Source organism: Sphingomonas azotifigens NBRC 15497 (assembly GCF_002091475.1).
GTDB lineage: Bacteria > Pseudomonadota > Alphaproteobacteria > Sphingomonadales > Sphingomonadaceae > Sphingomonas > Sphingomonas azotifigens.
This window is the reverse complement of the sequence record NZ_BCTR01000014.1, coordinates 266,755-278,201: the sequence shown is the minus strand read 5'-3', so window position 1 is coordinate 278,201 and position 11,447 is coordinate 266,755. Positions and strand designations below refer to the sequence as shown.

Here is an 11,447-nt window from a genome sequence, read left to right as displayed (position 1 = left end):
CCTAGGCGCGTGCGATGTTGTCCCCCGTTACGCCCGCCTTGCCGCAGGCGTTGCGGGTATCGATCACCAACTTGGCCGAGGCCGTCAGCGCGGCATAGTCGACCGCGTCGTGATCGGTGGCGATCAGCACCGCGTCATAGCCGGCGATCGCGGCTTCGTCCCATGCGACGCCGTGGCGATAGTTGAGCGTGGGATGCTCGCGGGTGCCGTTGATCTGCGCGACGTGGGGGTCGTGGAAATCGGCCGTCGCGCCGCGCGCCTCGATCAGCTCCATCAGGCGCAATGACGGGCTCTCGCGGATGTCGTCGACATTTTTCTTGTAGGCCACCCCCAGCACCAATATCCGCGCGCCGCGCAGGCCGCGGCCGAAGCGGGCGTCGAGCGTGTCCGCGAGCACGCGGATCACATGCTGCGGCATGTCGGCGTTGATCTGGCCGGCAAGCTCGATGAAGCGGGTGTGCTGGTTGTACTCGCGCGCCTTCCAGGTGAGGTAGAAGGGGTCGATCGGGATGCAGTGGCCGCCGAGACCCGGGCCGGGATAGAAGGGCATGAAGCCGAACGGCTTGGACTTGGCCGCGTCGATCACTTCCCACACATCGATGTCCATCGCGGTGAAGATCAGCTTCAGCTCGTTGACCAGCGCGATGTTGACCGCGCGGAACACGTTCTCGGTGATCTTCACTGCCTCCGCCGTCGCGGCCGAGGAGACCTGGATCGCCTGGGGGACGATGTGGCGATAGAGCGCCATCGCGAGCGCCGCCGAGGCGGGATCGTCGGCACCGACCACCTTGGGGATCTTGGTGGTCGAGAAGGTCGGGTTGCCGGGATCTTCGCGCTCGGGAGAGTAGGCGAGGAAGAAGTCGCGGCCGGCGGCCAGTCCCTCGGCTTCGAGGATCGGCTGCATCACCTCGCGCGTGGTGCCGGGATAGGTGGTCGATTCGAGGATCACCAGCTGGCCCTTGCGCAGCGTCCGCGCGATCGCGGCGGTGGTGTGCTCGACATATTTGAGGTCGGGCTCGAGATGGCGGGTGAGCGGCGTCGGCACGCAGATCAGGAGGACATCGACTTCGCCCAGCCGGTCGAGATCGGCGGTGGCGGCGATGCGCTGCTCGGTGACCAGCGGAGCGATGCGGTCGCCCGGGATGTGCTTGATATAGCTCTCGCCGCGATTGAGCGCGGCGACCTTCTCGGGATCGAGATCGAAGCCGAGCACGGAGCAGCCCGCCTCGCCGAACGCCACTGCCAGCGGCAGGCCGACATAGCCCATGCCGATCACGCCGATCGTCGCCGTACGGCTTTCAATCCGGGCTTGCAGCGTCAGTCCGTGCGCCGGCCATTCGAAGGTCATGGGTATCCGCTCCGTTCGAGAGCGGCCCTCATGCACCATCGCCAGTTTCAGCTTTGATAATGCTCCAGATACCAGCGTACGAACTTGGCCACGCCTTCTTCGGGCGTGGTCGAGGGGGCATAGCCGGTGAGGCGGCGGAGCAGATCGGACGAGGCTTCGGTCGCGGGCACGTCGCCGGCCTGCATCGGCAGGAAGTTCTTGGTCGCGGTGCGACCCAGCGCCTTCTCCGCCGCGCCGATATAGTCCATCAGCGGGGTGGGGCGGCCGGCGCCGATATTGACGATACGGAAGGGCGCGGCGGGGGACAGGCTGTCGCCCTCGACAGCCACGTCGCCCGGCACGGCGTCAATCAGGCGGACGATCGATTCGGCGAGATCGTCGATGAAGGTGAAGTCCCGCACCATTGCCCCATTGTTGTACACGTCGATCGGCTCGCCCGCGAGGATGGCGCGGGTGAACTTGAACAGCGCCATGTCCGGCCGGCCCCAGGGGCCGTAGACGGTGAAGAAGCGGAAGAAGGTCATCGGCGTGCGGAACAGGTGCGCGTAGCTGTGCCCCATCAGCTCGGTCGCGCCCTTGGTGGCGGCGTAGAGGCTCATCGGCGTCGCGGTGCGCTGCGTCTCGCCGAACGGCATGTCGGTATTGGCGCCGTACACCGAGCTGGTCGACGCGGCGAGGAAGTGGCGCACCGGGTGGTGACGTGCCAGCTCGAGCAGGTTGAACGTGCCGACGATGTTGGCGCCGATATAGCTGGCCGGCTGCTCGATGCTGAAGCGCACGCCGGCCTGGGCGGCGAGGTGGATCACGACGTCGGGCTGGAATTCAGCCCAGGTGGCGGCGAGGGCCGGCTGGTCCTCGATCGACAAACGCGCCACCCGGAAATGGGGGTGGTTCGACAGCATGTCGTTGCGCGCTTCCTTGAGCGCGACGTCGTAGTAATCCGAGAAATTGTCGACGCCGAGCACCGTCGCGCCCGCCTGGAGCAGGCGGCTGGCGGTGTGGAAGCCGATGAACCCGGCCGATCCGGTGACGAGCACGCGGGGGGCAGGGGCGGTGGGTTCGGGCATCGTGGTTCCTGTCGGTTGTAGCGCGCCAGTCAGTAGCCCGGGGCTCCTTACCGGAGCGTTCCCGCGCCACAAGCCGGGCAGCCGGGATCCTTGGGCAGCTGGAGCGTGCGGAAGCGCAGGGCCAGTGCGTCGACCAGCAGCAGCTTGCCGGCGCTGTCGTCGCCGAAGGGCGCGAGGGCGCGGATCACCTCCAGCGCGGCGAGGCTGCCGAGCACGCCGGTCAGCGCGCCGAGTACGCCTTGCTCGGAGCAGCTGATGCCCTCGCGCTCGGGATCGCGGCCGACGAAGCAGCGGTAACACGGCTTGTCCGGCTCCCAGCCGCGGAAGGTGCCGAGTTGCCCCTCGAACTCGGCGACGGCCGAGGAGACGAGCGGCACCCGCGCCGCCAGCGCCGCATCAGCGACGGCGAGGCGAGTCGAGAAATTGTCGGTGCCGTCGAGTACGACGTCGTGCCCGGCGATCAGCGCAGGCGCGTCCGCGGCCGAAAGACGGCGGTTCTCGACGCGCACAGCGACATTGGGGTTGATGGCGGCGACGCGCGCGGCGGCAGTCTCTGCCTTGCCCGCGCCGATGTCGGCGGTGGCGAACAATATCTGGCGCTGGAGATTGGAGCGGTCGACATGGTCGTCGTCGACGATGGTGAGCGCCCCGATCCCAGCTGCCGCGAGATACTGGATCGCCGGGGCACCGATGCCGCCCGCGCCGATCACCAGCACGCGCGCGGCCTTCAGCCTGGCCTGCCCGGCGCCGCCCACCTCGCGCAGGATGATGTGGCGGGCGTAGCGTTCCAGCTCCTCGTCGGAGAGCCTCATTTCGGCCAGGCGAAGGTTACCGTCGTGCGGTACCATTGATCGGCGCTAGCCCGGCGCGGCAGCAGATTGCCCCGCGCGGCGCCCGCCACCATCGCCGCGGCATATTGCTCCACCGTCGGGCACTGGATGGCGCGCGGCACGGTCGTGCGGATATTGTCCTGCGGATCGACCAGCACGGCCACGTCGACGGTGAGGGTGAGGCCCGGCCCGATCGCCAGTGGGCATTTGCGCGTCGTCACCTCGTTGGCGACGAAGGCAAGCATGTCCGGCGAGATCTGCGGCTCGCTGCGATAGGGCAGCGGCGCGAGCGACGGCCAGTCGATTTGCGGCGCCGGCGCCTGCAGGGCGAGGAGCAGCGTTGCGATCATCGGCCGGTAGAGCCGAAGCCGCCGGCACCCCGCGCCGTTTCGTCCAGGCTCGCCACCTCATCGAGATCGGCGTGCTGGACGGGGGCGGGGACTAGCTGCGCGATGCGGTCGCCGCGGGCGATGGCGAAGTCCTCGCTGCCGAGATTGGCGAGGATCACCTTCACCTCGCCGCGATAGTCGCTGTCGATCGTGCCGGGCGTGTTGAGGCAGGTGACGCCGTGCTTGAGCGCCAGGCCCGAGCGCGGGCGGACCTGCACTTCATAGCCTGCCGGAATCGCCATGGCGAAGCCGGTGGCGACGGCGTGGCGCGCGCCGGGCGCCAGCGTCAGGTCCTCGGCGGCGACGACGTCCATGCCCGCCGCCCCTTCGGTGGCATAGCGGGGCAGCGGCAGATTCTCGCCATGGGGCAGGCGCTGGATCGCGATGCGGATCGGCGGCAGCAAGGTCAGCCTTTCGTGGGAAGCGCGGTCGCCAGCCGGGTGGTTGCCGCCAGCACTTCGGGATCGTTGAGCAGATCATGTCCCCGTCCAGGGACGATCCGGAGATCGGTAGCGATGCCGCGAAGCGCAAGGGCCTCGGCATAGGCGCGGGAGAGCGCGGGCGGCGTGATCTTGTCGTCGGCGCCGACCAGCACCGCCGCGCGCAGGCCGGGCATCACCCCGCCGGCGGTCTTCAGCGGATCGAGGCTGGCGACCGGCGCGGCCCAGGCGGCGCCGTGCCGCTGCTTCTGCATGCCCTTGCGCCATTCCGGCAGCGCGCAGGGGCAACCGACCAGCACCATCGCATCGAGCAGTTCGGGGCGGATGCCGGCGATGTCGGCGGCGATCGCCGCACCGCCCGAATCGCCGACCAGGATCAGCCGTGCCGTCGCGAAGCGCCGGCGGAGAATGCCGAGCGACTGGGCGATCGCGTCGATGCGCTCCTGCGTATAGTCGTCGCCAAAGCCCGCGCCGGCCTGGCCTGGCGAGCGATTGCCGGCGGCATCGCCATAGCCCGGGCGGAGCAGCGCAACGGCGGCGCTGTCGGGGATGCGCTGCGTGGCGGCTTCGGCGAAGCGGTAATGGTCGCTGCGGGTCTCGGCGCTGCCGTCGCCGTGCAGCACGACGACGAGCGTCTTCACCGCGGCGGGGGCGGTCGCGCCGAAGTTGCGCGCATGCAGGTTGAGCGCGGGCTCCGCTTTGGCGACGGTGTGCGTTCTGGTGGCGACCGGCGTGGTGCAGCCGGCGAGCAGGGCCAAACCGGCAAGTGCCGGCAGGGCGAACCTTGCAGCCCGCGTTCCCCTCCCGCTTGCGGGAGGGGTTAGGGGAGGGGCTGAAGCCTCTCCGCATTTCTGCCACGTCGGTCCCTCCCCCGACCCCTCCCGCAAGCGGAAGGGGTGCGCAGGCTTGGGGTGCTGGGGCATTTCACAGCGCATCGGCGATCCGATCGGCGAGGCGGCGGGCGACATCGGCTTTGGATGTGCGCTCCCAGGATTCGACGCCGGCGGCGGTGACGAGATGGACGGCATTGGCTTCACCTCCCATCACATCGCCCGAAACATCGTTGGCGACAATCCAGTCGGCGTTCTTGCGCGTTCGTTTCGCGACAGCATGTTCGATCACTCGTTCGGTTTCCGCCGCGAAGCCCACCACCAGCCGCGGCCGGCGCGGACTCTGCGCCAGGCCGGCGAGGATATCAGGATTTTGCGACAGATGCAGGAGGGGGGCGGCATCGCCCTTTTTGAGCTTCTGCGCGGCCGCCTCGACGTGCCAGTCGGCCACCGCGGCGACCATCACCGCGGCATCGGCGGGGAGGGCAGCGTCGACCGCGGCGGCCATTTCGCGCGCGGTTTCGACATCGATGCGGGCGACACCCGGCGGCGTCGGCAGCGTCACCGGGCCGGCGACCAGCGAGACGCGGGCGCCGAGTGCGGCCAGCGCGCCAGCGATCGCGAAGCCTTGCTTCCCCGAGGAACGGTTGGCGATGTAGCGCACCGGATCGATCGGCTCGTGCGTGGGTCCGGCGGTGACGAGGATGTGCTTGCCGGCAAGGCGTTGCGCGACCGGCGACAGCGCCTGCTGGATCGCCGCGAGGATCGCTTCGGGCTCGGGCAGGCGGCCGGGGCCATACTCCCCGCACGCCATCGGGCCCTCGTCGGGCTCGAGCACGGTCACGCCATCGGCGCGGAGTTGCGCGACGTTGCGGCGGGTGGCGGCATGGCTCCACATCCGCACGTTCATCGCCGGCGCGGCGAGCACGGGCTTGTCGGTAGCGAGCAGCAGCGTCGTCGCGAGATCGCTGGCGATGCCGCCGGCCATGCGGGCGAGCAGGTCGGCGGTGGCGGGGGCGACGACGACCAGATCGGCCTGGCGGCTGAGCTGGATATGGCCCATCTCGGCCTCGTCCTTCAGGTCCCACAGCGTGGTGTAGACCTGGTTCTCCGAGAGTGCCGCGAGCGTCATCGGCGTGACGAAATGCTGGCCGCCCTCGGTAAGCACGCAGGTGACACCGATCCCGGCCTTGCGGCACAGCCGGACCAGTTCGCAGGCCTTGTAGGCGGCGATGCCCCCGCCGACGATGAGCAGGATGCGCTTCATGGTGTCACCGTTGTAACCGTGATCCGCCGCCTGTCGAGCGCGCGATGCCACAGATCGGTCAATGCGTCCGGCAAGAAGACCAGGCCGAGGAGCGCGGCCGGCGCGATCATCAGCGCCCAGTAGAAGTTGTCGAGCCGGGCGAACAGCGCGATGACGGTGCCATAGGCGATCAGCAGCGCGAACATGCGCAGGCCCAGCGGATCGTCCCAGCTCGCCCAGCCGAACAGCGCCAGCGCGACGAGCAGCGCGCCCGCGACGATCGGCAGCGCCTGCAAGGCCGTCGCGGTGACCAGCGCGCGGACAAAGAAGCCCGGCCCGTTGAACGCGGCCCAGCCGGCCGAATGCGGATCGAGCGGCCCGGTGACTCCCGCCACGGCATGCGCGTGCAGGCCCAGCACCCCGCCGAACAGCAGCAGCGCCACGCCCCAGCCCAGCGCCTCGCCGCGGCGATCCTCGCCCCAGGCGAATATCAGCATGACGACCACGTACAGCGCAGCGGTCTCGCGGATCAGCATCGCGGCGAAGCCGAGCGCGATCGCCTCCAGCGCGCGCCCCGGGCGTCGGAGCGCCAGCGACAGCGCGACGAGCAGGCCGGCCCAGACCTCATGGAACAGCACCAGCCCCGGCTGGAAAAAGGCGAGCATCGACGCGGCGAGCAGCAGCACCATCACCGCGCGGGGAAACAGCCCGGTGAGGGTCGCACCTACGCGCGATGCCCAGGCGACCGCGGTGAGCGCTGCGAGGGCGAGCAGCAGGCCAATGCTCGCCCAGCCGGGCAGTGCCGCCTCCACCGCCGCGAGCGCCGGCAACCGCATCGTCAGGAACGGGTGCAACGGATATCCGCCGGCGCGCATCGCATCGCTGGCCGCGACATAATAGGGATCGCCGCCCTTCATGCTCGCCACGACCCGCTCATACAGGCCGATATCGGTCATCCGGTCGGCGGTGCGAGCGGCCGCATCGCCATCGCCGGTGAGCGACGGCACGGAGAGCGCGGTCAGCGACGCGAGCAGGAGGACGAGCAGCGCCAGCCACGCCAGCCGCGCGCGGCCTCGCGACAGGACCGCGAAGCGGCTCGGCGCGAGGGTCCAGACGCGGCGCGTGCGCGCGGTCATCTCAGCAGCAGCGATCCGGCCACGCCGGCCAGCGCGGCGAGCACGCCGACCACGGCATAGCGCCAGCCGCCGCCGACGCGCACCACCTGGATCTCACGCAAGGGCGGCTCGGGCGGGGCGCCCCCAGGCGCGGGGAAGCGGCGTTCGATATTGCGGACCAGCTCGGGCAGGCGAGCGAGGGTACGCAGATCGTCGATCAGGCGATCAGCGACCTTGGCTTCCGGCCCGAGCTCGGTGCGGATCCATTCGCGCACGAACGGCGCCGACACATCCCACAGGTTGATGTCCGGATCGAGCCCGCGCGCGACGCCTTCCACCATCACCATCGTCTTCTGGAGCAGGAGCAGATGCGGCTGCGTCATCATGTCGAAGTCGCGGGTGATCGAGAACAGGCCGTCGAGCATGCCGCCGATCGACATTTCCTTCACCGGCAGGCCGCGCATCGGCTCGCCTACCGCACGGAGCGCAGTCGCGAACTCGGCGACATTATGGTGGGCGGGGACATAGCCCGCCTCGAAATGGATCTCGGCGACGCGCTTATAGTCGCCGGTGATCAGGCCGTAGAGGATCTCGGCCAGCCACACCCGCGCACGACGGTCGATCCGGCCCATGATGCCGAAGTCGATCGCGGCGATGCGGCCGTCGGGCAGGGCGAACAGATTGCCCTGGTGCATGTCCGCATGGAAGAAGCCCTCGGCGATCGCCTGGCGCAGGAACGCCTTAATCAGCTTGCCGGCGAGGCCCGGCATGTCGTGCCCGGCGCGGACCAGTGCGTCGCGGTCGCTGAGCTTGATCCCGTCGATCCACTCCAGCGTCAGCACCTTGCCGGTGGTGCGCTGCCAGTCGATCTGGGGCACCATGAAGTCCGGCTCGGCGGTCATGCCCTCGGCCAGTTCGGAGGCCGAGGCGGCCTCGCGCCGGAAATCGAGCTCGCGCGCGGTCCAGCGCTTGAAGCTTTCGATCACCAGCCGCGGGCGCAGGCGGCGCGCCTCGCCGCCATAGGCCTCGAGTTGGGCAGCGGCCCATTCATAGGTGTCGATCGCGCGGGCGAAATCGGTCTCGATGCCCGGGCGCAGCACCTTCACCGCGACGCGGCGGCCATCGGTGGTCACGGCCCGGTGTACCTGGGCGATCGAGGCGGCGCCGATCGGGACTTCCTCGATCTCGGCGAACATCGCGGAGAGCGGACGGCCGTAACTCGTCTCGATCCGCTCGCGGATGATGTCGAAGGGGACGGGCGGCAGCGCGTCCTGCAGGCGGAGCAGGTCGTGCGCGGCTTCCTCGCCGACGAGATCGGGGCGGGTGGCCAGCGTCTGGCCGAGCTTGATCGCGGCAGGGCCGATTGCCTGGAAGGCATCGGCATAGGCGGGGACGGCGGGGACACGGGCGCCCAGCCGGGCGATGCGGGCGAGGCGACGCACCGGGCGCGGCGTGTTGGCATCGCGCTCGATACCGCGCAGCGCGCCGTGGCGCGCGAGGATGCGGCCCCATTTGAGGAGGCGCCAGAGATGGACGGCAGGCGCGGTCATGCCTCTAGCCCCTCCTCCTTGGAGGAGGGGTGGGGGGTGGAGGGATTCCAGAACGCCTGTTGGTCTCTATCGAGACACGACCCCACCCCAACCCCTCCCCTGAAGGGGAGGGGCTTAGGATCGGACGCGCTGTCCGTCCGCAGCCAAAAAGCCATCAAATCTTCCAGCCGCTGTGGATCGCGACGAGCCCGCCGAGCAGCGGCTCGACCTTGGTCTGGCGGAAGCCCGCTTCGGCGATCATCCGCTCGAAGCTCGGCATATCCGGGAAGCGGCGGATCGATTCGATCAGGTAGCGATAGCTGTCCTCGTCCTGCGCGAGCAGCTTGCCGAGCTTGGGGACCAGCTTGTGCGAATAGGCATCGTAGATCTCGGCGAAACCCGGCCACTGGGTGGTCGAGAATTCCAGCACGAAAAAACGGCCGCCGCGCTTGAGCACGCGGTGCGCCTCGCGGAGCGCCTTGGGGATGTCGGTCACGTTGCGGATGCCGAACGCAATCGTATAGGCATCGAAGAAGCGATCGGGGAATTGCAGCGTCTCGGCATTGGCCTCGGTCCACACCAGCCCGTCGATGCCGCGCTGGGCGGCGCGCTCGACGCCGACGGCGAGCATTTCCGGGTTGATATCGGCGACGGTGATCGCGGCGCCGCTCTCGGCCATGCGGAAGGCGATGTCGCCGGTGCCGCCGGCCATATCGAGGATATGCTCGCCCGCGCGCGGCTTCACCCGGCGGACGAAGCGATCCTTCCACAGCCGGTGCATGCCGCCCGACATGGCGTCGTTCATCAGGTCGTATTTGCTGGCGACATTCGAGAACACCTCGCCGACGCGGCGGGTCTTGTCCTCGGGGGCGACGTCTTCGTAACCGAAGGAGACGGTATCGGGCATGGGGGTGCCTTAGCCGCAGGTGACGGCCAAACCAAGAGGGCTGCGGGGACGGACCCAAGATCCTCCCCGGCACGGGGAGGGGGACCGCGCGGCAGAGCCGCGTGGTGGAGGGGCCGCGCCGCAGGCGCGGTGCGGGCGGCGCGCGCAGGACGACCGCCGCTCGCGCGGCGGCCCCTCCACCATTCGCTGGGCGAATGGTCCCCCTCCCCGTGCCGGGGAGGATCTTAGGGTGACATTCTGCCTGCCACTTCCTAGCTGTAGCGCCAGATGCCTGAGCTTCCCGAAGTAGAAACCACCGTCCGCGGCCTGGCCCCCGTGCTGGAGGGGCAGCGGATCGAGCGCGTGCTGCTGAACCGCGCCGACCTGCGCCGCCCGTTCCCGGTCGATCTCGGCCAGCGGCTGACCGGCGCGACCGTTACCGGCCTGTCCCGTCGCGCCAAATACGGCCTTATAGATACCGACCGCCACGACACATTGGTCTTCCACCTCGGCATGTCCGGGCGCTGGCGGATCGATCCGGCGGAACTGGGCAAGCACGACCATGTCGTGATCGAGACCGCGCGGCACCGGCTGGCGCTCAACGATCCCCGGCGATTCGGCTCGATGGACCTGGTGCCGACGCCCGAACTTGCGGAATGGCCCGCCTTCAAGGCGCTGGGGCCGGAGCCGTTGGGCCCGGATTTCACCGCTGCGCATCTGGTCCAGGCGTTCGAGGATCGAATCGCCCCGGTGAAGGCGTTGCTGCTTGACCAGCGAATCGTCGCAGGCCTCGGCAATATCTATGTGTGCGAGGCACTGTTCCTGTCCGGCATTGCGCCGACCAAGCCTGGCGGCGCGATCAGCCGCGCCAAGCTGGAGAAACTGGTCGAGGCGGTGCGCGAGGTACTGGTGGCGGCGATTCGCGCGGGCGGCTCCACCTTGCGCGATTATGCCCGGCCCGACGGCGAACTCGGCTATTTCGCCAAGGAGTGGCGCGTCTATGGGCGGGAAGGGGAGCCCTGTTGTTGTGGCCGTCCGGTGCAGCGCCGCGTGGATTCGGGGCGATCCACCTTCTATTGTGGCAAATGCCAGCGCTGAAACGGTTGACCCGAATCGCTGGAGCCGGTAAGGGGCCCGTCTTTCCGGCGTGGGCTCGCTTCCGCGCCTCACCCATTTCGAGCAGGAACAAGACCGAATGGCGAATACGCCGCAAGCGAAGAAGCGCATCCGTCGTAACGAGCGCCGGGCCGAGATCAACGGTGCGCGCGTCGGCCGCATCCGCACCTTCGTGAAGAAGGTTGAAGCTGCCCTCACCGCCGGTGATAAGGCCGCTGCCGCCGAAGCGCTTGCTGCGGCGCAGCCGGAGATCGCACGCGGCGTCGCCAAGGGTGTGCTCCACAAGAATACTGCAGCGCGCAAGTTCTCGCGCCTCAACAAGCGTCTTCAGGCGCTCGCCTAACCGTAACTAATCGGTAACCAAAAGCCCTGCCGGACCCGTCCGGCGGGGCTTTTTGCGCATGTGCGCTGCAACAAATGGTTAAAATTTGGGCAGCTTTGGCGAATCGCCGAAATCCACGAGTCGTACCGATTCGCGCTTCGGCATCTCGCGATTTACCTTGGTAACTGTCAGAAATAGTTCGATATTTCCTGCGCCCCCACGCATTTCCTAGGGGTTCGGGCTGTCAACAAAACTATTTCAGAAAGTTTACATGCAGGGCCCTTGCTCGACTCAGTTCGAGCTTCCTAAAACAGACCTCCCGGCCACGT

At 68.7% G+C, this 11,447-nt stretch carries 12 protein-coding genes; 2 read left to right on the top strand and 10 right to left on the bottom strand.

Translation table 11 applies throughout. The features are described from left to right. Position 1 precedes the first annotated feature (1 nt). The 10 genes from SAZ01S_RS07535 to ubiE all read right to left on the bottom strand — a co-directional run bounded on the left by SAZ01S_RS07535 (position 2) and on the right by ubiE (position 9,701). Positions 2-1,348, bottom strand: a complete 1,347-nt coding sequence (locus tag SAZ01S_RS07535; protein WP_084581556.1) for a nucleotide sugar dehydrogenase — start codon at positions 1,346-1,348, stop codon at positions 2-4. 47 nt (positions 1,349-1,395) lie between these two features. After that, complete coding sequence (locus tag SAZ01S_RS07530; RefSeq protein ID WP_084581554.1) at positions 1,396-2,415, bottom strand: NAD-dependent epimerase/dehydratase family protein; 1,020 nt, start codon at positions 2,413-2,415, stop codon at positions 1,396-1,398. A 47-nt stretch (positions 2,416-2,462) separates the two neighbouring features. Then, on the bottom strand, positions 2,463-3,227 hold the full coding sequence (locus SAZ01S_RS07525) for a HesA/MoeB/ThiF family protein (protein ID WP_084581552.1): 765 nt from the start codon (positions 3,225-3,227) through the stop codon (positions 2,463-2,465). Next, complete coding sequence (locus SAZ01S_RS07520; RefSeq protein WP_084581550.1) at positions 3,224-3,595, bottom strand: hypothetical protein; 372 nt, start codon at positions 3,593-3,595, stop codon at positions 3,224-3,226. Before SAZ01S_RS07520 ends, SAZ01S_RS07525 begins: the two co-directional genes overlap by 4 nt. Beyond that, positions 3,592-4,038: a dUTP diphosphatase gene (gene dut / locus SAZ01S_RS07515; RefSeq protein WP_084581548.1), complete on the bottom strand. Its 447-nt coding sequence runs from the start codon at positions 4,036-4,038 to the stop codon at positions 3,592-3,594. Before dut ends, SAZ01S_RS07520 begins: the two co-directional genes overlap by 4 nt. 2 nt (positions 4,039-4,040) lie before the next feature. Next, a complete protein-coding gene (locus tag SAZ01S_RS07510) occupies positions 4,041-4,832 on the bottom strand; it encodes an alpha/beta hydrolase (RefSeq protein WP_245824691.1) in 792 nt (263 codons plus the stop codon). Between the two features lie 166 nt (positions 4,833-4,998). Beyond that, on the bottom strand, positions 4,999-6,171 hold the full coding sequence (coaBC, locus tag SAZ01S_RS07505) for a bifunctional phosphopantothenoylcysteine decarboxylase/phosphopantothenate--cysteine ligase CoaBC (protein WP_084581546.1): 1,173 nt from the start codon (positions 6,169-6,171) through the stop codon (positions 4,999-5,001). Continuing rightward, complete coding sequence (locus tag SAZ01S_RS07500) at positions 6,168-7,286, bottom strand: hypothetical protein (RefSeq protein ID WP_084581544.1); 1,119 nt, start codon at positions 7,284-7,286, stop codon at positions 6,168-6,170. The genes coaBC and SAZ01S_RS07500 overlap by 4 nt, the downstream gene beginning before the upstream one ends. Next, the gene (ubiB, locus tag SAZ01S_RS07495) at positions 7,283-8,815 is read right to left on the bottom strand and encodes a 2-polyprenylphenol 6-hydroxylase (RefSeq protein ID WP_084581542.1); all 1,533 of its coding nucleotides are present in this window, start codon (positions 8,813-8,815) and stop codon (positions 7,283-7,285) included. Before ubiB ends, SAZ01S_RS07500 begins: the two co-directional genes overlap by 4 nt. A 154-nt stretch (positions 8,816-8,969) precedes the next feature. Next, the gene (ubiE, locus tag SAZ01S_RS07490) at positions 8,970-9,701 is read right to left on the bottom strand and encodes a bifunctional demethylmenaquinone methyltransferase/2-methoxy-6-polyprenyl-1,4-benzoquinol methylase UbiE (protein WP_019368619.1); all 732 of its coding nucleotides are present in this window, start codon (positions 9,699-9,701) and stop codon (positions 8,970-8,972) included. Positions 9,702-9,968: 267 nt separating this feature from the next. Between ubiE and mutM the strand changes: the two genes are divergently transcribed. Both mutM and rpsT read left to right on the top strand, forming a co-directional pair. Next, positions 9,969-10,778, top strand: a complete 810-nt coding sequence (gene mutM / locus SAZ01S_RS07485; protein ID WP_084581540.1) for a bifunctional DNA-formamidopyrimidine glycosylase/DNA-(apurinic or apyrimidinic site) lyase — start codon at positions 9,969-9,971, stop codon at positions 10,776-10,778. 97 nt (positions 10,779-10,875) lie between these two features. Further along, positions 10,876-11,139 carry a 30S ribosomal protein S20 gene (rpsT, locus tag SAZ01S_RS07480; protein ID WP_019368621.1) on the top strand — a complete coding sequence of 88 codons (264 nt, stop codon included), beginning with the start codon at positions 10,876-10,878 and terminating at the stop codon, positions 11,137-11,139. Positions 11,140-11,447 lie beyond the last annotated feature (308 nt).